The organism is Thermodesulfovibrio yellowstonii DSM 11347 (assembly GCF_000020985.1).
GTDB classification, from domain to species: domain Bacteria; phylum Nitrospirota; class Thermodesulfovibrionia; order Thermodesulfovibrionales; family Thermodesulfovibrionaceae; genus Thermodesulfovibrio; species Thermodesulfovibrio yellowstonii.
In genome coordinates this window covers 1,567,808-1,590,560 of the sequence record NC_011296.1, presented here as the reverse complement: position 1 = coordinate 1,590,560, position 22,753 = coordinate 1,567,808, and the positions used below count along the sequence as shown (strand labels likewise).

Below are 22,753 nucleotides of genomic sequence, written 5' to 3'. Positions count from 1 at the left end.
ATTTCAAAAATTACAATTTCCATTGAAGCAAAAAACTCACTAATGCAACTGAGACTATAGAAGCTGTTTCAGCTTTTAAAATTCTTTTGCCTAAGGAAGCTGTTTTTATATTCATTTTCTCTGCTTGGCTTACTTCTTCCTGACTGAATCCTCCTTCGGGTCCTATCAATAAAAATATGTTTTTATCATGATTTACTTCAGATATTGTTTGAATTAAAGGTGATGTAGCCTTTTCCCAGAAAAGAATTCCATTGTCTATGTTTTTAATCAATTCAGAGAAATTAATCACATTGCTTATCTCAGGAACGATGCTTCTATGTGATTGTTCTGAAGCTTCTTTAGCAATCTTTTCCCATCTTCCAATTTTACGAGTATGTCTTACAATACATCTGTCACTAACAAATGGGATAATTTTTTTTACACCAAGCTCTGTTGCTTTTTGTATAATCATATCCATTTTTTCACCTTTAAGTAGAGCTTGACATAAAGTTATTGAAAATACATCTTCTGTATGAAGTTCTTCTTCCTGAAGAATCTCTATAGTTTTTAAGTCAATTATTTTTGCATGAAAGCTTTTTCCTTTACCATTAAAAATTGAGAGAGTATCTCCTGGATGGCATCTTAAAACATTGAAAAGATATTTTCTGTCTTCATTTGAAAGTTCTAAAATTTTCCCTGGAAAAAATTCACAGTGTTGAACACAAAGTCTTATTTGACTCATTAGAAAATTAGTTCAGTGCCAATACCTTTTTGAGTGAAAATTTCAAGAAGTAAACTATGAGGAATCCTTCCATCTATTATGTGAGTTTTTCTGACCTCTCCTTTAAGTGCATTAAGGCAGGCATAAACCTTCGGAATCATCCCTCCGCTAATAATTTGTTGTTCTATCAATTTTAAAGCTTCCTCATTTTTAAGAGTAGGAATATGATTGTTGTTTTCATCGGTTATTCCTTTAACATCAGTAAGAAGTATAAGTTTTTCAGCTTTTACTGCTACAGCAATTGCAGAGGCTACTGTATCAGCATTTATGTTATAACTTTGACCTTTTTTGTCAAATCCTATGGGTGCAACAACAGGAATAAAGCCTTTATCCTGCAAACTCTCCAACACATCTACACAGACTTCTTCTATTTCACCAACAAATCCGATATCTGTTTCTTCATTATTGATTTTTAAATATTTCTTTTTTGTTTTCAGGAGATTTCCATCTTTTCCTGTAAGTCCAACAGCTTTTCCACCATGAGAATTAATAAGTTGAACAATTTCTTTGTTTATTACTCCACCAAGAACCATCTCAACAATCTCCATTGTTTCTTTATCAGTTACCCTGTGCCCATGAATAAACTGAGGCTCTTTATCAAGTTTTTTCATAAATTCTGTAATTTTTGGTCCTCCTCCATGTACAACAATAGGTTTTATGCCTATAAAATTGAGCAAAACAATATCCTGAGCGAAGGCATCTTTAAGAGAAGGGTCTTTTTGAGCGGCGCCTCCATACTTTATTACAAAGGTTTTTCCATAGAATTTTCTTATATACGGAAGTGCTTCAACAAGGATATTTGCCTTTTCAAGAAGTGTTTGTTCTATTTCATTCATTTAGTTCTTCTCAGAAACTCTTCTATATCAAATGCAGTGCTAACAACTTCTTTTGCTTTTAATGCTTTATCCTTTTCTCTTATGACAGCCTTGCCCATAAGTTTTTCCATTTTATCAACTGCTGTAAATGTATCCATACCAGTAACAATAATTGGAATACCTTTTGCTTTAGCAATTCCTGTTACAGTTTCATTAACATGCATTCCGCCAGTAAGTATTAAACACTTTGTGGAAGTTTCCATTGCAACTATCTGGATATCTGTTCTGTGAATGCCTGTTATAACCGCTTTGTTCGGAATTCTTAAGAAATAGGAAAGTGCTGTTTCAGGATCCATTGCTCCGATGGATAGATTATCAACAAATTCATCAAGTTTGTCTTCACAGCAGACAAGCCCACCATTTACTGCTTCCATAAGCCTTCTTACTGTAACAGCTTCCAGAAATTTATCTTTTTTGAAAACTCCCAAGACTTTTATTCCCCTTCCTTCAATAAATGGAACTACCTTTTCTTTTACATAATGAAACTGTTCAGGAGGAACTTTATTTATAACTGCACCTATAAATTTTTCACTGCTTAACTGTCTTATACCGAATATGTCATCCATTGCAAGTTCGCTATCCCAGTGTTGAATAGCTATAACCTTTCCATTTGTCTCCTGTAGTAAGCTTATAACATCAATTCCAAGTGTAAATCCTTCAAATATGTTGTTAGGTCCGACAACTATTACAAAATCTTTATTACTTTGCTGTGAAAAGGAGTTAATAACTTTTTCTTTTATTTTTAAATCAGTGCCTTCAAGAAGTTTATACTGTGTTTCATAAGTAAAAACGAAAGGAGATATTACACTTAATGGTTCTTCAAGTCCTAATAACTCCTTTATAAAAACAGCTTCTTCATCAAATATTTCTTCACCTTTTTTTAAAGGAATTCTTCCGAGTGGTCTTATATAACCTGTTTTATAACCTCGTTCTTGAAGAGTGAGAGATAGTCCTAAAGCAAAAAAGTTTTTTCCTGTAAAGGCTCGATTTGATATTATAAAAATGGGTATCATGTTTGTCCTCCCTGTTTTTGCTACTAAATTATTATTCTTGCATCAAGTCCTATCCCACCATTATTGAATACCATATAAGGATTAATATCAATCTCTTTAATTATAGGGAAATCCATAACCAACTTGGAAAGTTTTCTTATACAGTTAGCTATATCAGTTTTATCGTAAGGTTTTTCACCTCTTACTCCATCAAGTATTTTGCTACCTTTAATTTCAGTTATCATTTCAAGTGCTTCCTGTTCTGATACAGGAACTATTCTGAAAGAAACATCTTTCAGAACTTCCACATAAATTCCTCCAAGTCCAAACATAATCATGTGTCCAAATGTTCTATCATAACTTACTCCAAAAATAACTTCTTTGCCACCTGTAACCATTTCATAAATCATTATACCTTCTATGTATGCATCTGGCATAACTCTTTTGACATTTGTTGTTATTTCTACAAAAGCATTGTAAACAGCTTTATCGTTGTTAAGATTAAGCTTAACTCCACCAACATCTGTTTTATGAAGAATATGAGGTGATGAAACCTTCATGACTACTGGATAGCCAATTCTTTCTGCAATTGCCACAGCTTCCATTGGTGTTTTTGCCAATGCTCTTTCTGGGAAAGAAAAACCATAAAGAGAGAGTATTTGCATTGCCTCTTCTCCACCAATTTCAGAAACTCCCTGGGATTGCAAACTTTGAATAATCTTTTTCACTTCTTCAATATTTTGTTCAGGTATTTTTATCTGAAGTTCGTCAGATATTTCTTTGCTTTTAAGTTGGACAAAATCAACAAGTTTTCTATAGGCATGAATTGCAATAGAAGGGTCAGTAAAACATGGAATTCTAAACCCTTTAAGTTTGTTTATCGCATTTCTTACTCTCTGACCACCAATAAAGGTTGCAAAAACGGGTTTATCTGTATTATTTGCTGAAGAAATTACAACATCTGCAATATTATCAACATCTGTTACTGCCTGAGGAGTAAGAATTACACAGATTCCTTCTACAGAATTATCTTTTATAGCTTGATCAAGAACAATTTTATATCTTTCTGAGGTAGCATCTCCAATTATATCAACAGGATTATAAAGAGAAGCAGTTGAAGGAAGTTTTTCAGCTATTGTATCTATTGATGTTCTGGTCATTGGATCAAGTTTTATCCCGAGTCTATCTGCTGTATCCGCTGCAATAATTCCAGGACCACCAGCATTTGTAATAATGAGAAGTTTTCTGCCCTTTGGGGTTTTTCTTGAAATAAACATTTCTGCTGTATCAAATAGTTCTTGAATACCTGAAGTTCTGATTATTCCTGTTTTTCTAAAAGCTTCTGTAAAAGCTCTATCAGACCCTGCAAGCGCGCCTGTATGTGAAGAGGCAGCTCTTGCACCTGCTTCTGTTGCACCAGATTTGATTAATATTACAGGTTTTATTTTTGTAACTTCTTTAGCTATTTCAATAAATCTTTTGCCATCTATAACATCTTCAATATATCCCAGAATTACATCAGTGTCTGGGTCTTTTGCAAAGTATTCAAGGAAATCTGTTTCATTTAAGTCAGCTTTATTTCCGAAGCTTACAAATTTTGAAAAACCAAAGTTGTTCTCTATTGCCCAGTCTATGATTGCAACACCTAAAGCTCCTGATTGAGAAAAGAAAGCAACTCTCCCTTCAGGAGGTAACTCAGCAGCAAAAGAAGCATTCATCTTGTTTTTTGTATTCATAACACCAAGACAGTTTGGTCCAACCATTTTTATTCCTGCACTTCTTACAATCTCTACAATTTCTTTTTCTCTTGCAACTCCGTCTCCACCGACTTCTTTGAAACCTGCTGTAATAACAACAACACCTTTTACTCCTGCTTTTGCACAATCTTTTAAAGAGTCTGCAACAGCTTTAGCTGGAATTACTATTATAGCGAGGTCTACTCTGTCAGGGATTGCTGATACAGAAGGGTAGCAGGGTAGAGAAAGTATTTCAGTTCTTCCAGGATTTACAGGATATATTTTGCCTGTATAACCATTAATAAGATTTTTAAGGACAGCATTGCCCACTTTTTTTTCTTCTTGTGAAGCGCCAACTACAGCAATGGAGGATGGATTAAAAATAAAATCAATCATATAATAATCTATCACAAAAAAAGGTTTGATGGAAAGAAAATTTATTTATTTTTATATAAGATTTTCTTTTACCTTTACAAGGTTTGTAATTGTTTCATTTACAGGCACGGATAAATTGCATTGTTTTGCAAGTTTTACAATTGCTCCGTTGAATGCATCTATCTCTGTTTTTTTACCGTTTTTTATATCATAATACATTGAAGGAAAATGTTTTGCTGTTGGGGGAACAAGTTTCTCATAGAAGTAATTAAGATATTCTTTATAATCTGCCCAGTTAAGTTTTATTTTCTTAAATTTTGCAACATTGAAAATTTCTTCAACTATTTTATTCATTATTTTTCTTGTCTCTTCATGTTTGGCAAGTGTACCATAATTGCATTCAAGAATTGCTCCTAAGGGATTTAATGCTGAATTATAGAGAATTTTATCCCAAAGTATTGCATAAACCTCCTTAGATACCCTTGTAGGAAGTCCTGCTTTATTGAAGATATCAGCAATTTCATTTAATTTTTTTTCTGAAATCATATTGTCAGGTTGTCCAATGACAATATCATCAGCAAAAACAGTTACTTCAGCTATTGCAGGTTCAACTATTTTTGCACCGAATATTATTCTTGAAAGTATAACTCTTTCTTTACCTATAACTGAGCTTGCTATTTCATAATTTCCATACCCATTCTGTGCAAGTAAAACAAGAGTATTTTGCCCAAGTAAGTGTTTAATTTGATTTATAACAGTCTCAGTATCGTAGGCTTTAACTGAAACAATGATGAGGTCTAAATCTCTATCTTGAATTTGTTCAGAGCTTGTAAAAATATTATCCAGTTGTGCTCTTTTTTCTCCGAAGAGTCCTTTTATTTCTAATGTTTTATTGTTAATTTTTCCGATGTATTTATCTTTTGTTATTCCAAAAACAGTTTCGCCTGATGCCTTTAGTGAAGTGGCAAAAACTGTTCCTAATGCACCCAATCCAAAAATCAGTATTTTCATATTCAATTCCTTTTATCAATAGGATTAATCGTTTGATTAGAAGGATTTTTAGATGATTCAGGAGTTTTTAAATTATTTTTTGGTTCTTCAGAGCCTGGCGATAAAGTAAAATTCTGAGGTTCTTTGTTTGAGAGAGCTTCTTTCATAAACTGTGCCCATATTGGCGCAGATACTCTTCCCCCTGCTTCTCCATGTCCGAGACTTTTTCTCATATCATCATAGCCAACCCAGACTCCTGCGACAAGTTGAGGAGTATAACCAATAAACCATGCATCTTTAAAATCATTGCTCGTTCCAGTTTTTCCCGCTACAGGTCTTCCGATGTTTGCTCTTGCTCCTGTACCGTAACTAATAACATCTTTAAGCATATCAGTGACTGTATAAGAAACCTCAGGTGAAATTACATCCTGAAGTTCAGGTTCATTTTGAAGCAAAATCTTTCCTGAAGCATCAGTTACATATTTTATTGCTATAGGTTTTATTTTTTTGCCTCCATTTGCGAATATGGCAAATGCCGAGGTTAGTTCCAATGGTGATACACTTAGACTACCAAGCGCTATAGTTAGGTCTGCTGGCATTTCTGATGTTATCCCTGCTCTTTTGGCAAGATTTATTATTGAATCAACTCCTATCATTTCAGCTAATCTTACAGTAGGAACATTTCTTGAGAAAGCTAATGCTCTTCTTAAAGTTATTTCTCCCCAGAATTCTCCATCGTAGTTTGATGGTGACCATTCTTTAAGTCCTGTTTTATAACTAATTGGCTCATCAACTATAGTATCCTCTGGTTTAAATCCTTTTTCAATGGCTGTGGCATATACAAAAGGTTTAAAAGAACTTCCGGGTTGTCTTTTAGCATAAATTGCTCTGTTGAACTCTCCTCTTTGAAAACTATATCCACCAACCATTGCTCTTATATAACCTGTTTGAGGATCTACTGCAACCAATGCTCCTTCTATTTCGGGCTCCTGTTCAAGAGAAAATAAGATTTCTTTACCAACAGATTTAAATCTGACCATTATTACATCACCGGGTGACAGAATATCAGAAAGCTTAAAATTTTTGAATGTTTTAATTTTACCTGAAGAATCAACTACCTTATTTGCCCATTGAGCATCTTGTAAGTTTAATTTACCTTTTAACCCTCTTGCCTTAATAATTGCTTGATTAGGTGTTACCGATAAAACCACACCTTTTGCAATATCTCCTTGTGATGGAGTAAAGGATACTTTTTCTTCTTTTTCTTCATTTTTGATTGATATTTTCCCAACAGGACCTCTCCACCCATTTCTTTTATCAACATCTCTAAGCCCTTCCTGTAATGCTCTTTGTGCAGATACCTGAGCATGGGTATCAAGAGTAGTGTAAACTCTTAAGTTGCCTTTATAAATTTTTTCTATGTCAAAGGTTTCTTCAAGCTGTTTTCTTACATATTCAAGGAAGTAGTTATAGTTTTCAGTTGAAATCCTTAACGAACTTAAATGAATTGCTTGTAAGGAAGCTCTTTTTCTTTCCTGAGGAGTAATTAATTCTTCTTTTTCCATTCTTTCAAGAACAATTTCCTGTCTCTGTTTTGCTTTAACTAAATCATTATAAGGAGAGTATGAATTAGGAGCTCTTATTAAACCTGCAAGTAAAGCTGCCTCTGGAAGAGTTATATGAGTTATAGATTTACCAAAATAAATTCTTGATGCCATTTCAACTCCGTAAGCTCCATGCCCAAAATAAACGTTATTAAGATAAAGTTCAAGTATTTTTTCTTTGCTAAGCTCTTTTTCTATTTTCATTGCTAAATAGGCTTCTTTAATTTTCCTTGAAATAGTTTTCTCTGGAGTGAGGAACATTATTTTAGCAAGCTGCTGAGTAATAGTGCTTCCTCCTTCTTTAAGTTGCATATGAAGAACATCAGTAATTAGAGCTCTGCCTATTCCGATGTAGTCAATTCCTTTGTGTTTCCAAAAACGTGAGTCTTCTACTGCTATAACCGCATCTATTAAATGTTTTGGTATTTGTTTTATGGGAATATAAATGCCTTTTTGAATTTTAAACTCTCCAATTAAAGTTCCATCTTCAGCATAAACCTTTGTTCCATGAGGAGTTTTTACTTTATCAAAATCTTTTATTGAAGGAATATCTCTGAATAATGCAAAACCTGCACCCGCAAGAAAAGCAATCATTACAATTACGGTAATTATGATTATCTTAAGTTTCATAAATTATATTATAACATGATGAAGTTTTTGATAAATTGATGCGAAATAATTTATAATAATTCTAATTTAATTTTAATTAAAGAGGGAGGATATTATGAAAAAGTACAAATGTAGTGTATGTGGTTATGTTTATGACCCGGCTCAGGGTGATCCTGACAATGGAGTGGCTCCGGGAACAGCTTTTGAAAATTTACCAGATACATGGAGTTGTCCAGTTTGTGGAGCTACCAAAGATATGTTTGAGCCAGAGGAATAATTTAGGAGGATATCATGAAATCCATTGAAATTGCCTTAAAGATGGAAACAGACGCCGTAAAATTTTATACAGAGGCATCTGAAAAAGTTTCCCATCCTGTTGGCAAAAAAATGTTTCTTACAATCGCAGAGGATGAGAAGAATCATATAAAAATGATTGAAGAAGTTATTAAAGGACTTGATCTTACGATAAAAGAGGCTAATCCAATAAAAACAGTCAAAACAATATTTGAAGATATGAAAGACAAAATGATGGAAAGAATTAAAGCTCAGAGCGATGACCTTGAAGCATTCAAAATTGCAATGGAGATGGAAAAGGAAGGGATAGAGTTTTATAAAAAAGTTCAGAAGGAAGTTAATACGGAAAAAGAAAAAAAGCTTTTTGAAAGATTAATTTTTGAGGAAGAACAACATCACAAGATTTTTTCTGAAACCTACAATTTCCTTAAGGATACAGGCAATTGGTTCATGTGGAAAGAGTTTTCAATTGTTGAAGGCTAAATTTGGGAGGGGACAACCCTCCCTTTTATTTAATTCCCAGAACATCTCCCATGTCATAAAACCCTGCAGGTTTTCCATAAAGCCATATAACGGCTCTTAAAGCACCTCTTGCGAAAGTATCTCTGCTGGATGCTTTATGAATTATCTCAATTCTTTCTCCTAATCCTCCAAAAATAACTGTATGTTCACCAACAATATCTCCTGCTCTGACTGTCTGGATTCCAATTTCTTTTTTTGTTCTTTCTCCGATAATTCCTTTCCTTGCATATACAGCCACCTCATCAAAATTTCTATTCAATGCTTCAGCAATAACTTTTGCCATTTTTATAGCAGTTCCACTTGGTGCATCTTTTTTCATTCTGTGATGCGCTTCAACAATTTCAATATCATAGTCGTCTCCGAGAACTTTTGCCACATCTTTTAGGATTTTGAATAAAAGATTCACTCCTATGCTCATATTAGGAGATAAGACTATAGGAATTTTCTTTGATGCTTTCTGAATAATAGAAAGCTGTTCATTGCTAAAACCAGTTGTTCCTATGACCATTGATTTTTTGAATTTTTTAACTATTTCCAGATGCTCTAATGTAGCTTCAGGAGATGTGAAATTAATAACTACATCGGCATTGTCAATAGCTTTTTCTAATCTATCATCTATTTTTACACCTATTTCTCCTATTCCAGCTATTATTCCGGCGTCTGTGCCTATCTTGGGATTTGTTTTTGATTCTATAGCTCCAGTGAGTTTTAATTCAGGGTAATCCCTTGAAAGGGCAACTATTCTACTGCCCATTCTTCCTGCTGCGCCACATACTGCTATTTTTATCATCTTTTTCCTCCTCTGTATTTATTTTTTCATCAACTTCCTCAACTTTTATTGAATAGTGCTCATGAAACCAATTCCATAAGTCAATAATTTTACAATTTTTTGAACAGAAAGGTCTCCATGGATTGTTTTCATATTCTACAGCTTTTCCACATACAGGACATTTAATTTTCATGTTTAATTTTAATTTTTCATATCCTAAAGTTGCAACTTAATATGATAGACTATAATAAATGATTTTTACAGATAGAGCAAAAACAGTTCTTGAAATCAGGTATCTCTTAAAAAATGAAAAAGGAGAACCTATTGAAAATCCTGAACAACTTTTTCAGAGAGTCTCAAGTTATATTGCTCAGGCAGAAAAGATTTATAAAAAAAATTCTTTTGAGTGGGAAGAAAAGTTTCATGAACTTATAAGTTCCTTGAGATTTTTGCCTAATTCTCCTGCATTAATGAATGCAGGCAAACCAAAAGCTCAGCTTGCTGCATGCTTTGTCCTTCCCATAGAAGATTCAATAGAGTCCATTTTTAAGACACTTAAGGATGCTGCATTAATTCTTCAAAGCGGTGGTGGAACAGGATTTAATTTTTCCAGTTTAAGGCCTAAGGGTGATGTTGTTCGTTCCACAGGTGGAGTTGCAAGCGGTCCTGTTTCATTTATGAAGATATTTGATAAGGCTTCAGACATAATAAAGCAGGGTGGAGCAAGAAGAGGAGCAAATATGGGAGTTTTAAGAGTTGACCACCCTGATATTTTTGAATTTATAAGAATTAAAAGGATAGAAAGTCTTAGCAACTTTAATATATCTGTTGCTGTTACAGATTCATTTATGGAAGCTTTGTTTAAAAATGATTATTTTCCGTTGATAAATCCACGAACTAAAGAAGTTGTAAGAAAGGTGAAAGCAAAAGATATTTTTGATGAAATTGTTGAGTCTGCATGGGAAACAGGGGACCCAGGAGTTATTTTTATAGATACCATAAACAGGTCTAATCCAACTCCGCATATTGGTCAGATAGATAGCACAAATCCTTGTGGAGAGCAGCCTCTACTTCCCTATGAGGCATGCATTCTTGGTTCACTTAATTTATCAAAGTATGTTAAAGAAGGTAAGATTGATTTTGAAAGGCTTGAGCATGATGTAAAAACAGCTACGAGATTTCTTGATGACGCAATTGATGTTACTCATTATCCTGTACCTGAAGTTGAAAAAATGCACAAAGGAAACAGAAAAATAGGGCTTGGAATAATGGGTTGGGCAGATTGCCTTGTTGAGCTTGGAATCCCATATAATCATAAAAAAGCCCTTGCCTTAGCTGAACAAGTAATGCAATTTATCAGTGAAAAGTCTCACAAAGCATCTCAGGAACTTGCTCAAGAAAGAGGTGTTTTTCCTAATTTTAAGGGTTCTGTATGGGAGAAAAAAGGTATCCCAATGAGAAATGCTACCACAACAACGATTGCTCCAACAGGAACAATATCAATAATTGCAGACTGTTCAAGCGGAATAGAACCATATTTTTTACTTGCTTACAAACAGAGAATACTTGATACAGAGTTTGAGATAATAAATAAATATCTTATAGAGATTGCACAAAAACAAGGCTTTTACAGTGAAGATTTTATAAATCAACTCAGACAAAAAGGAACTCTTAGAGGTATGAAAGAAGTTCCTTTAAGAATAAAAAGACTTTTTAAAACAGCCCTTGAAATCACTCCTGAAGAGCATATTCAGATGCAAGCATCATTTCAGAAATATACAGATAATGCCGTATCAAAAACAATCAATCTTTCTCAAAGAACAAGAAAAGAAGATGTCGCAAGAATATTTATTCTTGCCTATAAAAAGGGGCTTAAAGGAATTACGATATTCAGATATGGCTCAAAAAGGGGAACACTTCTTAAAATAAGCGATGCTCATCTTGCAGAATGCTGCGAAGTTAAAGGAAGAGCACCAAGAATAACAAAACTTCATGATGCAGTATGATAAAGATTGACAGTATCTCAAAAAGTTATGGAAAAGTAAAGGCACTGGATTTACTGAGTTTTGATATAAAAAGAGGTGAAATATTTGGACTTCTCGGACCCAATGGTGCAGGTAAGACTACTACTGTAAAAATTCTCACCACTCTTACAAAGCCTGATAAAGGAACATGCTTTATTGATGAGGTAGATGTTATCAATAACCCTTTTGAGATAAAAAAAATCATAGGGGTTGTGCCACAGGAAAACAATCTTGAAAGGGAACTTACGGTCTATGAAAATCTTTTAATTTACGGAATGCTTCACAAAGTCAGGGATTTGAAAAGGAAAATAGATGAAATACTTAAGATTATGGAACTTACAGAGAAAAAGTACTCTGTGGTATCAACTCTTTCAGGAGGACTTCAAAGAAGAACTCTTCTTGCAAGAGCTTTATTGCCTGAACCAAAGGTATTGTTTCTTGATGAGCCATCTATAGGACTTGACCCTCATATAAGAAGGGAACTCTGGCAGATCATAAGAAAAATAAAAACTGAAGGCAGAACAGTGCTTCTTACAACACACTACATTGAAGAAGCAGAAGCACTGTGCGATAGAGTAGGGATTCTGTCGCACGGAAAATTAATTGCTCTCGGGACCCCTGCAGAACTTAAAAAAGATGTTGGCGAATATGTTGTAGAGTTTATTGATAAAGAAGGAAGGCTAATTAGTGAAATATGTCATAGTAGAGAACAGGCATATGAGATTGCAAGACAGAGAAGTGATGGAGTGATGATTAGAAAATCCAATCTTGAAGATGTGTTTGTGAAGCTAACAGGAGAAAGGATTAAGGAGATTAAGGAAGAACAATGATAAACTGGTATCCTGTTTTCCTCAAAGAGATGCTTCAGTTTAAACGAAAACTGCTGAGATTAGGATATATTTTCTCAGCAATGATGTCACCGATTATTTATCTTGTTACATTCGGACTTGGTTTAGGAAGAACAGTAAGATTGAGTGAAGGGATTGATTATTTAACATTTCTTCTGCCAGGGCTTGTTGCTATGAGTTCAATGAATAATTCATATTCTTGGGTTGCAAGCTCGCTCAATCTTAGCAGGCTCTATTTTAAGACATTTCAGGTTTATATTCAGTCACCGATAAAACCTTCTTCAATAATGATAGGAGAGGTTATGGCTGGTATGGTAAAGGGACTTTTTGCATCTTTGCTTATAATTGCTGTAGGTTTCGTAGTTCCATCAAGTTTTGCAATAACTCTGATTTTTGTCATAACTTTACTTTTAAACTGTTTTATGTTTGCCAGTCTTGGTGTGATAACAGGAATGATAACAAAATCACATGAAGATACTGCTACCTATTCTAATTTTTTTATAATGCCAATGGCTTTTTTCAGCGGAACTTTTTTTTCTATTGATAGAATTCCGATGATATTTAAACCAATTATTTATGTAATGCCTTTAACACATACAAACATTCTAATAAGGAAAAATTTTTTGGATATGGAGGCAATAGTTTCCTTGTTTGTTATAGTGTTTTACTGTTTTTGCTTTTTTCTTATTGGTTCAATTTTAATGAAAAAATATAATGAATGAAACAGTGGCTGTCAATTTCAGATTTATTTTATACTTAAAAAAATGGATATTCTTGAGTTAACGTTAATTTTGTCACAAAGGCTTGGCATTATAGCTACAGTGGCTTTTATTGTTTCAAGAATGCCTGTATTTGGAAGAGTTTTATCAAGAAAACCTACCATTAAAGATAAATTCATTCTTACATTTGTTTGTGGCGGTCTTGGCATTCTTGGAACTTTTGGAGCAGTGGAGATTCATGGAGCACTTGCTAATTCAAGAGTTGTTGGTGTTATGGTAGGAGGGCTGCTTGGTGGTCCTGTTGTAGGTGCTGGAGCTGGATTGATAGCAGGTATTCACAGATATTTTATAGGAGGATTTACAGCTTTTTCCTGTGGTTTAGCAGCGGTTGTTGAAGGTTTTTTAGGAGGAGTTGTTTACAGATACTGGAAAAAAGGTTTGATTCCATGGCATGTTGCATGGTTAGCAGGTTTTGTGGGTGAAATTGTTCAAATGCTTATTATTCTTACTTTTTCAAAACCTTTTTCAGAAGCTTTAGAGCTTGTAAAAATTATAGCTTTACCTATGATTACAGTCAACTCTATAGGAGTGGGAATATTTATGCTAATCATAAAATCCGCTGTTGAACATCAGGAAAGAGTGGCAGCAAATCAGGCAAGAGCTACTTTGAATATTACCAATCTTATCTTACCACATTTAAGACAAGGATTGAATGAATACTCTGCAAACAAGATTGCAACAATTATAATGGACAGTCTTGGTGTAGTAGCTGTGGCAATAACTGACAAGAAAAAAATACTTGCCCATGTTGGAATAGGTAGTGACCATCATCATGCCGGAACTCCTTTACTTACTAAAGCAACATTGAATGCGATTAGTTTAGGGGAAATACAGATTGCAAATAAAAAAGAAGAAATTGGCTGTAGAAATTCCAAATGTAAATTAAGCTCCGCTGTTATTGTTCCTCTGAAAAGAAGGGACGAAGTTATAGGCACATTAAAACTTTATCATGACAGAGAAAACAGTATCACCACTGTTAATCTTGAGGTAGCGAGAGGACTTGCTCATATATTTTCAACTCAGCTTGAAATAGTTGAACTTGAAACCCTTGCAAGACTTAAGACAGAGGCAGAGTTGAAATCACTTCAGGCACAAATTCATCCACATTTTATATTTAATGCTTTGAATACAATTATATCTCTTATAAGAATTGACTCTCTGAAAGCTAAGGATTTACTTCTTAATTTGGCGACATTTTTAAGATATAGTTTAAAAAAAGAAAAAGAAATTCCGTTGAGAGAGGAACTTTCATACGTAGAATCATATCTTGCAATAGAACAGGCTCGTTACAGGGATAAATTGACAGTTAATTATTATATAGAACCCACAGTAGATCTTAATGTAACCTTACCACCATTTACAATTCAACCCCTTGTGGAAAATGCTATAAAGCATGGATTAAAACCCAAACTTGAAGGTGGTGAGATTTTAATTAATATTCTGGATGATGAGGATAGCACAGTAATTTCAGTTGAAGACAATGGTATAGGAATAAATACTCATCCAAATAGAATGCCAGATAAAAAAGATTCTGGATTAGGATTATATCTTGTAAATGAGAGACTTAAAAAGTTTTATGGAGAAGAAAGCATGCTTCATATAGAAAGTTATCCCAATTTAGGCACAAAGGTGACATTTAAAATCCCTAAAAAATCTATTCTAAAAGATGTTGTTTTCAGCCATAGTAGTTGATGACGAACCATATGCAAGGGAAGAATTAATATATATTCTTTCCCATTTTCCTACATGCCAGATAATTGGAGAGGCTGGTAGCGCAAAAGATTGTATATTTTTATATTCAAAGGTTAAATCAGATGTAGTTTTTCTTGATATTGAAATGCCTGATATGTCAGGACTTGAAATTGCAAACATGCTTTCAACTTTTAATGAACCTCCTTTGATTGTATTTGCAACAGCTTATGATGATTATGCCATAGAAGCTTTTGAACTTGGAGCAATTGATTATATTCTCAAACCCTTTGAAGAAAAAAGAATTGCTAAAACAATTATGAGAATAGAAAATCTTAAAAATAATCAGACTGAATGGAATAACGCTGTAAATAAGCTTTCTCAGTTTCTTGGAAAGAAAAAAGTTTTTAAAAAACTTCCTGTTCAACAAAAGGCAGGTGTTATCAGTTTCATTCCTTATGTGGACATTCTTTACTGTGAGGCATACGAAGGAGGAGTAAAAATTTTTACATTAAAAGATGAGTATTATTTTGATGGAACTCTTTCAGAGCTTGAAATGAGGCTCAAAGAAGAGGGATTTATGAGAGTGCATAAAAGCTATATTGTAAATTTAAAAAGAATTGAGGCAGTATTACCATGGTTTAAAGGGACATACTGGCTTGTGATTGAAGGCAAAAAAATCCAACTCCCTGTAAGCAAATCAATTATTAAAGAACTCAAAGAAGTTCTTGGAATAAAATTTAGCAGTTAATTTCTATTCAACCTAAATATATTCAGTTCATCCCGAAATTATTTCTATTCATCAATTTTTTATTGTTGATAGCTTCATTTGCCTATAGAATTATTTCATAAAAATAGAGGCTGTTCAATTACTGAAGGTCATTCCGAGCACCCTCAATGGGTGCGAGGAATCTGACCCTTAGGGTCACCCTGAGCGTAAGCGAAGGGTCTCCTCCTTAAATCGGAAAGAGGAGATTCCTCGTCGCTAACGCTCCTCGGAATGACAGATGGAGGTAATTGAAAAATTTTAGGGCTTGTAATTTATTGAATTTCAATAGGTTACAAGTTTTTGAACAGTCTCAAAAATAAAAAAGGAGGTGTATTTTTATGCATGCATTGGTGCTGGTAATCATAGCAGCGTGCGTTTTTGTGCTTGCCTACAGGTTTTACAGCGCCTTTATTGCTGCAAAAGTTCTTGCCCTTGATCCTAATCGTCCAACTCCTGCAGTGAGACTTAATGATGGACGAGACTATGTTCCAACTAATAAATGGCTTATTTTTGGGCATCATTTTGCAGCAATAGCCGGTGCAGGACCGTTAATAGGACCTGTCCTTGCAGCTCAGTTTGGTTATCTCCCTGGTTTTCTATGGATTTTGATTGGAGGAGTTCTTGCTGGTGCTGTACATGATATGGTTGTTCTATTTGCATCTGTAAGACATAATGGTAAATCTCTTGCTGAAGTTGCCAAGGCTCAGATAGGACCTGTGTCTTACTGGCTTGTTCTTGTAGCAACTTTGTTTTTGTTGATTATTGTTCTTGCTGGCGCTTCTATTGCTGTTGTAAATGCACTTTTTAACAGTCCATGGGGAGCTTTTACGGTTGGTGTAACGATACCAATAGCGATTTTCATAGGAGCTTATCTTAAATGGTTAAGACCTGGTAAAATTGTTGAAGGTAGTATTATTGGTGTAGCACTTATTATTCTTGCCGTTGTTCTTGGTCCTGTCATTAAAGAATCAGCCCTTGCACCTTATTTTACATTCAGTAAAAAAGAGCTTTCAGTATTAATTCCTGTTTATGGCTTTTTTGCAGCTGTTTTACCTGTATGGTTACTTCTTGTCCCAAGAGACTATCTTAGTTCATATATGAAATTCGGAACGATGTTTTTACTTGCTATTGGTGTAATTCTTGTTAATCCTGTGCTTCAGATGCCTGCTGCAACGCAGTTTATTTCTGGTGGAGGTCCTGTGATACCAGGTAAGGTTTGGCCATTTATGTTTATTACAATTGCATGTGGTGCTATATCAGGTTTTCACTCTCTTGTGTCATCAGGAACAACACCAAAGATGGTATCAAACGAAAAAGATATAAGAACAATTGGCTATGGTGCTATGCTTACAGAAAGTTTTGTAGCACTTATGGCATTAATAGCAGCAACAGTGTTGCCTACAGCAGACTATTTTGCTATTAATAGTCCGCCTGCTGTGTTTCAGAAACTTGGTATGCAGGTTCAAGACCTTCCATATCTTTCTGCACTTGTAGGTGAAGAACTTGCAGGTCGTCCCGGTGGTGCAGTTTCTCTGGCAGTTGGTATGGCTGATATTTTCTCAAGAATTGGTGGATTAAGGCATTTAATGAGTTACTGGTATCATTTCGCAATCATGTTTGAAGCTTTATTTATTCTTACTCTTATTGATGCTGGCACAAGAGTTGGGAGATATCTTATGCAGGAAATAGGTGGAGCTTTTTATCCAAAACTTAGAGATTATAAATGGTGGCCCGGAGTAATTGCAACAAGTGGAATATTCACATTTTGTTGGGGATATCTCCTTTATACAGGAACAATATCCACAATTTGGCCTCTTTTTGGTGTAAATAACCAGCTTCTTGGAGGCATGGCTTTAGCAATAGCAACAACATTTCTTTTGAGGATGGGCAAAGCAAAATATATTTGGGTAACAATGGTACCTATGGTATTTCTCCTTGTGACTACGATTGTTGCTGGTTATCAAAATATTGTAAATAATTATCTTCCGAAGAATAACTATCTGCTTGCTGTAATCTCTGCAGTGATGATTGTAATGGTTGTATTGATTGTTGCAGATTCTGTAAGAGTATGGATAGGTATCCTGAGTGGTAGAACTCCATTAATTAAGGAGACAGAAGAGACATTTATGAAAGATGCGCCTACAAAATATCTATCAGAATAACGTTGGAGAAATTGGGTGGATTCAACAGCCACCCGATTTCAAATTTTTTAAAATAAACATTGAAAAATATGCAAACAATATGTAAAATATTCGCATGTTGTAATATTGATATGCCTTAAAAGGAGCATGATGGAAGAATTTCTTGAAGTTGTTGATAGAGACGGCAGAATTATATCTATAGCTCCAAGAAGTATTATTCATGGTAATCCATCAATGCTTCATAAAGTAGTTCATGTGCTTGTATTTAATTCAAAAGGCGAGTTACTTCTTCAAAAAAGGGCATCTCATAAAGATGTTGCACCAGGCAAATGGGATACATCTGTTGGTGGGCATATAATGCCTGGAGAGGATATTCTCACTGCAGCAAAACGAGAAATGCTTGAAGAATTGGGTATTGTTTCAGAAAATCTTCATTTTCTTTATACATATATTCATTCAAACAATTACGAAAGTGAATTGGTTTATACTTACTGCACAGTTCATGAAGGACCTTTTAGTTTCAATAAAAATGAGATTGAGGAGATTGCCTTCTGGAGCATTGAGAAAATGCAGCAATTGTTGAATTTTGATTTTTTTAGTGATAACTTCAAATATGAATTTTTGAGGTATCTTTCAATTTATGGATTCATGCCTTTCTGGTTTAGCAATTCGTTGAAGGAATTGACAGGGTCTCCCTTATTCTCAGGAGACCCGAATTTTTTAAAGAATTTCTAAGGCAGAAAAGAAATAGGGAATCTCATAGGCTGCTGACTGTTGGGAGTCAGAACCATGCACAGCATTTCTTTCAATGTTTTCTGCAAAATCTTTCCTAATTGTCCCTTCTTCTGCCTGAGCAGGATTCGTTGCTCCCATAATTTTTCTTACTTTTGTTATGGCATTTTCGCCTTCCAAGACCATTACAACAATCGGTCCTTCAGACATAAAATCAGTTAAGGATTCGTAAAATGGTCTATCTTTATGAACAATATAAAAGCCTTTTGCCTCTTCTTTTGTCATTTTTATCTTTTTAACTGCTGCAACCCTTAATCCGTTTTTTTCAAATCTTGAGATTATTTCTCCAATAAGATTTTTCTTGACAGCATCTGGTTTGATAATAACAAGAGTTTTTTCCATTATATTCTGCCCTCCTCTTTAAGAATTTTTATCATATTTTTCACTTCTTCAGTAGAGTTTTCAAAGGCTTGTTTTTCTTCTTCTGTAAGCTCTAACTCAACTATTTTTTCAAGTCCCTGTTTGCCAAGCACAACAGGAACTCCGTTAAATACATCTTTTGCACCATATTCTCCATCAAGATAGACTGAGCATGGCAAAATTCTTTTTTCATCAAGTAATATAGCCTTGACCATCTCAAATGTGGACTGAGCAGGAGCATAATAGGCTGAGCCTGTTTTAAGAAGAGAAACAATTTCAGCACCTCCTTCACGGGTTCTCTGAACAAGTGATTCAATCTTGTCCTGTGGAAGCCATTTTGAGAGAGGAATTCCTTTTACAGTGGTAAATCTTACAAGTGGAACCATGTAAAGTCCATGTCCTCCAAGAACAGTTGTTTCTATATCCTTAGGAGATACTCCCAATTCCATTGAGATAAATGTTTTGAATCTTGATGAATCAAGAATTCCTCCCATTCCAAGAACTTTTTGTCTTTTTGTGCCTGATATTACCATTGTTACGTAAGCCATTACATCCATCGGATTAGTAACAACTATGTAATTTGTATCAGGACAGATTGGAGCAAGTTTATTTACAATATTCCCAACAATTTCAGCATTTGCCATGAGAAGGTCTTTTCTTCTCATCCCGGGTTTTCTTGCAAGCCCTGCAGTAATTACAACAATATCAGAGCCTGCAAGGTCATCAAGATTGTTCGTCCCTGAAATATTTGCCTTGATTCCAATTACAGCAGTATTTTGCAGGATATCAAGAGCTTTACCCTGAGGCATTCCTTCAACAATGTCATAAAGAACAACATCTGCTAATCCGCTATTTACAGCAAAAAGTGCAAGAGTTGCACCAACATTGCCAGCTCCTACAATCCCTAATTTTTTTCTCATTTTAGTCCTCCCGCATTATTATAATTCAACATTGTTCAAGATTTTTTCCAAATCATTCATATTTTCTACGTTGAAAACTTTAACAGTCTCATCAATTCTTCTTATAAGTCCTGCCAAAACTTTTCCTGGTCCAATCTCTATAAAGGTATTAACTCCCTTTGAAATCATATATTTTACAGAGTCCTGCCAGTAAACAGGGCTATAAAGTTGTTTTATAAGAGCATCAACAATTTCTGAAGCACCGGATTTTTCTTTTGCATCAACATTGGTGACAACTGGAATTTTTGCATCATTGAATTTAAATTGGGAAATAAACTCTTTCAATTTCTCAGAAGCTTCCTTCATAAGTAAACAATGACTTGGCACGCTTACTCCCAACATGATTACTCTCTTTGCACCCTTTTGTTTAGCTACCTCAGAAGCCTTTTTAACCGCTTCTGATTCACCTGAGATAACAACCTGTCCTGGACAGTTAAAATTTGCTACATCAACATATCCTGCGGTAACATTTTTACAAATTTCTTTAACAATATTATTGTCAAGTCCTAAAACAGCCGCCATTGCTCCTTTGCCTTCAGGTTGAGCTTGTGCCATCAGTAAGCCTCTCTGCCTTACAATTTTTACTGCGTCACCAAAATCTAAAACATTTGCTGCAACTGCTGCTGTATATTCTCCAAGAGAATGCCCTGCTACATACTGTGGATTGATACCAAATCTTAATGTTTCTCTTAACAAAGTATATGAAACCGTAAGAATTGCTGGTTGAGTATTTTCTGTCTTTTGTAACTCTTCAGCCGGTCCTTCATTGCAGAGTTTGTAAATATCAAATCCAGCAAACTCACTTGCTTTATCAAATAAGTCTTTTGCTATTGAAATAAGTTCCTTCCCCATTCCAACATACTGTGAACCCTGTCCAGGAAAAACAAAAGCTATCACAGTGACACTCCTTCCTGAATCTTTTTGATCAAAAGTGGCAGGATAATTTTAACATCACCAACTATTCCGTAGGTAGCAATATTGAATATAGGAGCATTTGGGTCCTTATTGATTGCTACGATTATATCAGAGGATTGCATTCCTACAAGATGTTGAACAGCACCTGAAATACCGCAGGCAATATAAAGCTTTGGACAGACAGTTTTTCCTGTTTGCCCAACCTGATGAGCATAGGGTATCCATCCTTCATCAACCGCTGCACGAGATGCTCCAACTGTTCCACCAAGTAGATTTGCAAGCTCCCATAGTGCTTTAAATCCTTCAGGACCACCGATACCTCTACCACCTGAGACAATGACTTTTGCATCCTGAAGATTAACTTTACAAAAAGAAGTGTCTTCAACTCTTTCAAGAATTTTAATCCTTCCAGAAGGTTTCAAAGGCTCTACTTCTATTATTTCTCCTTTACGCTCTGGATTATACTCACCGCGTTTCATGACTCGTGGTCTTACAGTTGCTATTTGAGGACGACTATTAGGAGAAACAATTGTTGCCATAATATTTCCGCCAAAGGCAGGACGAATCTGGAGCAAGTTCCCTGTTTCTTTGTCAATTTCAAGCCCTGTGCAGTCTGCTGTTAAGCCAACTCTTAGTTTTGCTGCAACTCTTGGAATAAATGAACGACCTATAGCAGTGGCACCAGCAAGCATTATTTCTGGTTTATAATCATTAACAAGTTTTACAAGTGTTTTTGAATAAAGTTCATCATCAAGACATATATAGTCTGGAGAGTTAACATAGTAAACTTTATCTGCTCCCCATTTAATAAGTTCCTGGACTTCATCTGAATTACCGAAAAGCACGGCACAGAGTTCTGATTTTAGTTCATCAGCAAGCTTTCTTCCTATTCCAAGAAGTTCATAAGCTACAGATGCAATCTTGCCCTGTGATTGTTCAGCAAATATCCAGACACCTTTAAAATCCTTAGGCTTTTCAACTTCTTTATCTCTTGCATCTATAATTGCTCCTTCAGAACATGACTCAACACAGGCACCGCAAAGTGTACAGCTTTCTGTAATAAAAGCTTTATCTTCTTTAATTATTATTGCTCCGAAAGGACATACATTTACACATGTTGCACAACCTGTGCATTTTTCTATGTTAATTTTTATAAGCATCCTAACCTCCTTAGTTCTTTGAGAAGTATATCAACTTGTTCTTCAGGAGAACCTTCTAAAATTCTTCTCTCACCTCTCGGTGGTGGAGCAAAGATATTTTTAACCATTGTGGGAGAGCCTTTAAGTCCGATTTTTTCTTCCTCTGCATTAATGTCATCAGCATTCCATCTTGGGATTACAGCTTTTTTAGCTGCCATTTTACCTCTTATTGAGGGTGGGCGGGGATTGTTTAATTCTTTTACTACTGTTATCAATGCTGGTAAACAGACCTGTATTTTTTCGTAACAGTCATCCATAAGTCTTTCAATGATCATTTCTTGAGAGGAGACGTTATGAATCTTTCTTACATAAGAGACATGAGGGATATTGAGAAATTCAGCCATTTCAGGTCCTACTTGAGCAGTATCACCGTCAATTGCCTGTTTGCCACATATTATTAAATCAAAACCAATTTTTCGTGCTGCCATTGAAAGGGTATAAGCAGTTGCCCATGTATCTGCTCCCGCAAATCTTCTATCTGTAAGTAAAATAGCATCATCAACACCCATAGATATTGCTTCTCTCAGCACCTCTTCAGCCTGAGGAGGTCCCATTGTTATTGCTGTGACTTTACCAGCTGTGGCTTCTTTAAGCTCTAATGCGGCTTCAATAGCATGCAAATCATAGGGATTCATAATACTTGGAACGCCTTCTCTTATAAGGGTATTTGTTTTTGGATCAATTTTTACTTCCGTAACATCTGGAACTTGTTTAATACATACGATAATCCTCATTAGCACCTCCAATTTTTG

General features: G+C 34.9%; 22 protein-coding genes. 9 read left to right on the top strand and 13 right to left on the bottom strand.

Annotated elements, in window-relative coordinates:
- Positions 1-10 precede the first annotated feature (10 nt).
- The 6 genes from THEYE_RS08190 to THEYE_RS08165 are packed head-to-tail and all read right to left on the bottom strand — an operon-like array spanning position 11 to position 7,962.
- Positions 11-721, bottom strand: a complete 711-nt coding sequence (locus THEYE_RS08190; RefSeq protein ID WP_012546112.1) for a 16S rRNA (uracil(1498)-N(3))-methyltransferase — start codon at positions 719-721, stop codon at positions 11-13.
- Positions 721-1,596, bottom strand: coding sequence for an acetylglutamate kinase (argB, locus tag THEYE_RS08185; protein ID WP_012544977.1), 876 nt, complete (start codon positions 1,594-1,596; stop codon positions 721-723). The genes THEYE_RS08190 and argB overlap by 1 nt, the downstream gene beginning before the upstream one ends.
- Positions 1,593-2,648 (bottom strand): DRTGG domain-containing protein, encoded by a 1,056-nt coding sequence (locus THEYE_RS08180; RefSeq protein ID WP_012545048.1) that lies wholly within the window; start codon positions 2,646-2,648, stop codon positions 1,593-1,595. Before THEYE_RS08180 ends, argB begins: the two co-directional genes overlap by 4 nt.
- Positions 2,649-2,671: 23 nt before the next feature.
- Entirely contained in the window at positions 2,672-4,759 is a 2,088-nt protein-coding gene (gene acs / locus THEYE_RS08175; RefSeq protein ID WP_012545569.1) for an acetate--CoA ligase alpha subunit, read from the bottom strand.
- 51 nt (positions 4,760-4,810) lie between these two features.
- Complete coding sequence (locus THEYE_RS08170; protein ID WP_012545174.1) at positions 4,811-5,749, bottom strand: ketopantoate reductase family protein; 939 nt, start codon at positions 5,747-5,749, stop codon at positions 4,811-4,813.
- 2 nt (positions 5,750-5,751) lie between these two features.
- Positions 5,752-7,962: a penicillin-binding protein 1A gene (locus THEYE_RS08165; protein ID WP_012546286.1), complete on the bottom strand. Its 2,211-nt coding sequence runs from the start codon at positions 7,960-7,962 to the stop codon at positions 5,752-5,754.
- A 94-nt stretch (positions 7,963-8,056) separates the two neighbouring features.
- On the opposite strand from THEYE_RS08165, the gene rd reads away from it, so the two are divergent.
- Entirely contained in the window at positions 8,057-8,218 is a 162-nt protein-coding gene (gene rd / locus THEYE_RS08160) for a rubredoxin (RefSeq protein ID WP_012545616.1), read from the top strand.
- 14 nt (positions 8,219-8,232) lie between these two features.
- A complete protein-coding gene (locus tag THEYE_RS08155; RefSeq protein ID WP_012546005.1) occupies positions 8,233-8,718 on the top strand; it encodes a ferritin-like domain-containing protein in 486 nt (161 codons plus the stop codon).
- A 25-nt stretch (positions 8,719-8,743) separates the two neighbouring features.
- Here THEYE_RS08155 and dapB read toward each other — a convergent pair whose 3' ends face one another.
- Both dapB and THEYE_RS08145 read right to left on the bottom strand, forming a co-directional pair.
- Entirely contained in the window at positions 8,744-9,547 is an 804-nt protein-coding gene (gene dapB, locus THEYE_RS08150; RefSeq protein ID WP_012545687.1) for a 4-hydroxy-tetrahydrodipicolinate reductase, read from the bottom strand.
- Positions 9,501-9,719, bottom strand: a complete 219-nt coding sequence (locus THEYE_RS08145) for a DNA gyrase inhibitor YacG (protein ID WP_012546012.1) — start codon at positions 9,717-9,719, stop codon at positions 9,501-9,503. The genes dapB and THEYE_RS08145 overlap by 47 nt, the downstream gene beginning before the upstream one ends.
- 58 nt (positions 9,720-9,777) lie before the next feature.
- On the opposite strand from THEYE_RS08145, the gene THEYE_RS08140 reads away from it, so the two are divergent.
- The 7 genes from THEYE_RS08140 to THEYE_RS08110 all read left to right on the top strand — a co-directional run bounded on the left by THEYE_RS08140 (position 9,778) and on the right by THEYE_RS08110 (position 18,511).
- A complete protein-coding gene (locus THEYE_RS08140) occupies positions 9,778-11,532 on the top strand; it encodes an adenosylcobalamin-dependent ribonucleoside-diphosphate reductase (protein WP_012545097.1) in 1,755 nt (584 codons plus the stop codon).
- A complete protein-coding gene (locus tag THEYE_RS08135; RefSeq protein WP_012546238.1) occupies positions 11,529-12,380 on the top strand; it encodes an ABC transporter ATP-binding protein in 852 nt (283 codons plus the stop codon). Before THEYE_RS08140 ends, THEYE_RS08135 begins: the two co-directional genes overlap by 4 nt.
- Entirely contained in the window at positions 12,377-13,120 is a 744-nt protein-coding gene (locus tag THEYE_RS08130; protein ID WP_012545759.1) for an ABC transporter permease, read from the top strand. The genes THEYE_RS08135 and THEYE_RS08130 overlap by 4 nt, the downstream gene beginning before the upstream one ends.
- Before the next feature lie 42 nt (positions 13,121-13,162).
- Positions 13,163-14,869 (top strand): sensor histidine kinase, encoded by a 1,707-nt coding sequence (locus THEYE_RS08125; RefSeq protein WP_012545703.1) that lies wholly within the window; start codon positions 13,163-13,165, stop codon positions 14,867-14,869.
- The gene (locus tag THEYE_RS08120; protein ID WP_012545056.1) at positions 14,844-15,617 is read left to right on the top strand and encodes a LytR/AlgR family response regulator transcription factor; all 774 of its coding nucleotides are present in this window, start codon (positions 14,844-14,846) and stop codon (positions 15,615-15,617) included. Before THEYE_RS08125 ends, THEYE_RS08120 begins: the two co-directional genes overlap by 26 nt.
- Positions 15,618-15,973: 356 nt before the next feature.
- Positions 15,974-17,797, top strand: a complete 1,824-nt coding sequence (locus THEYE_RS08115; protein WP_012545972.1) for a carbon starvation CstA family protein — start codon at positions 15,974-15,976, stop codon at positions 17,795-17,797.
- 126 nt (positions 17,798-17,923) lie between these two features.
- Complete coding sequence (locus THEYE_RS08110) at positions 17,924-18,511, top strand: NUDIX hydrolase (protein ID WP_164924863.1); 588 nt, start codon at positions 17,924-17,926, stop codon at positions 18,509-18,511.
- Here the strand turns inward: THEYE_RS08110 and ndk are convergent.
- The 5 genes from ndk to THEYE_RS08085 are packed head-to-tail and all read right to left on the bottom strand — an operon-like array spanning position 18,497 to position 22,735.
- A complete protein-coding gene (ndk, locus tag THEYE_RS08105; protein ID WP_012545240.1) occupies positions 18,497-18,910 on the bottom strand; it encodes a nucleoside-diphosphate kinase in 414 nt (137 codons plus the stop codon). The two genes, THEYE_RS08110 and ndk, sit on opposite strands and share 15 nt — an antisense overlap.
- A complete protein-coding gene (mdh, locus tag THEYE_RS08100; protein WP_012545039.1) occupies positions 18,910-19,848 on the bottom strand; it encodes a malate dehydrogenase in 939 nt (312 codons plus the stop codon). The genes ndk and mdh overlap by 1 nt, the downstream gene beginning before the upstream one ends.
- An 18-nt stretch (positions 19,849-19,866) precedes the next feature.
- Entirely contained in the window at positions 19,867-20,784 is a 918-nt protein-coding gene (gene fabD / locus THEYE_RS08095) for an ACP S-malonyltransferase (protein WP_012546099.1), read from the bottom strand.
- On the bottom strand, positions 20,781-21,962 hold the full coding sequence (locus tag THEYE_RS08090) for an electron transfer flavoprotein subunit alpha (protein WP_012545166.1): 1,182 nt from the start codon (positions 21,960-21,962) through the stop codon (positions 20,781-20,783). The genes fabD and THEYE_RS08090 overlap by 4 nt, the downstream gene beginning before the upstream one ends.
- Positions 21,953-22,735 carry an electron transfer flavoprotein subunit beta/FixA family protein gene (locus THEYE_RS08085; RefSeq protein ID WP_012546330.1) on the bottom strand — a complete coding sequence of 261 codons (783 nt, stop codon included), beginning with the start codon at positions 22,733-22,735 and terminating at the stop codon, positions 21,953-21,955. Before THEYE_RS08085 ends, THEYE_RS08090 begins: the two co-directional genes overlap by 10 nt.
- Positions 22,736-22,753 lie beyond the last annotated feature (18 nt).

Coding starts and splice junctions, on each gene's coding strand:
- THEYE_RS08190 (WP_012546112.1), bottom strand. CDS start 721: ATGAGTCAAATAAGACTTTGTGTTCAACACTGTGAATTTTTTCCAGGG.
- argB (WP_012544977.1), bottom strand. CDS start 1,596: ATGAATGAAATAGAACAAACACTTCTTGAAAAGGCAAATATCCTTGTT.
- THEYE_RS08180 (WP_012545048.1), bottom strand. CDS start 2,648: ATGATACCCATTTTTATAATATCAAATCGAGCCTTTACAGGAAAAAAC.
- acs (WP_012545569.1), bottom strand. CDS start 4,759: ATGATTGATTTTATTTTTAATCCATCCTCCATTGCTGTAGTTGGCGCT.
- THEYE_RS08170 (WP_012545174.1), bottom strand. CDS start 5,749: ATGAAAATACTGATTTTTGGATTGGGTGCATTAGGAACAGTTTTTGCC.
- THEYE_RS08165 (WP_012546286.1), bottom strand. CDS start 7,962: ATGAAACTTAAGATAATCATAATTACCGTAATTGTAATGATTGCTTTT.
- rd (WP_012545616.1), top strand. CDS start 8,057: ATGAAAAAGTACAAATGTAGTGTATGTGGTTATGTTTATGACCCGGCT.
- THEYE_RS08155 (WP_012546005.1), top strand. CDS start 8,233: ATGAAATCCATTGAAATTGCCTTAAAGATGGAAACAGACGCCGTAAAA.
- dapB (WP_012545687.1), bottom strand. CDS start 9,547: ATGATAAAAATAGCAGTATGTGGCGCAGCAGGAAGAATGGGCAGTAGA.
- THEYE_RS08145 (WP_012546012.1), bottom strand. CDS start 9,719: ATGAAAATTAAATGTCCTGTATGTGGAAAAGCTGTAGAATATGAAAAC.
- THEYE_RS08140 (WP_012545097.1), top strand. CDS start 9,778: ATGATTTTTACAGATAGAGCAAAAACAGTTCTTGAAATCAGGTATCTC.
- THEYE_RS08135 (WP_012546238.1), top strand. CDS start 11,529: ATGATAAAGATTGACAGTATCTCAAAAAGTTATGGAAAAGTAAAGGCA.
- THEYE_RS08130 (WP_012545759.1), top strand. CDS start 12,377: ATGATAAACTGGTATCCTGTTTTCCTCAAAGAGATGCTTCAGTTTAAA.
- THEYE_RS08125 (WP_012545703.1), top strand. CDS start 13,163: ATGGATATTCTTGAGTTAACGTTAATTTTGTCACAAAGGCTTGGCATT.
- THEYE_RS08120 (WP_012545056.1), top strand. CDS start 14,844: ATGTTGTTTTCAGCCATAGTAGTTGATGACGAACCATATGCAAGGGAA.
- THEYE_RS08115 (WP_012545972.1), top strand. CDS start 15,974: ATGCATGCATTGGTGCTGGTAATCATAGCAGCGTGCGTTTTTGTGCTT.
- THEYE_RS08110 (WP_164924863.1), top strand. CDS start 17,924: ATGATGGAAGAATTTCTTGAAGTTGTTGATAGAGACGGCAGAATTATA.
- ndk (WP_012545240.1), bottom strand. CDS start 18,910: ATGGAAAAAACTCTTGTTATTATCAAACCAGATGCTGTCAAGAAAAAT.
- mdh (WP_012545039.1), bottom strand. CDS start 19,848: ATGAGAAAAAAATTAGGGATTGTAGGAGCTGGCAATGTTGGTGCAACT.
- THEYE_RS08090 (WP_012545166.1), bottom strand. CDS start 21,962: ATGCTTATAAAAATTAACATAGAAAAATGCACAGGTTGTGCAACATGT.
- THEYE_RS08085 (WP_012546330.1), bottom strand. CDS start 22,735: ATGAGGATTATCGTATGTATTAAACAAGTTCCAGATGTTACGGAAGTA.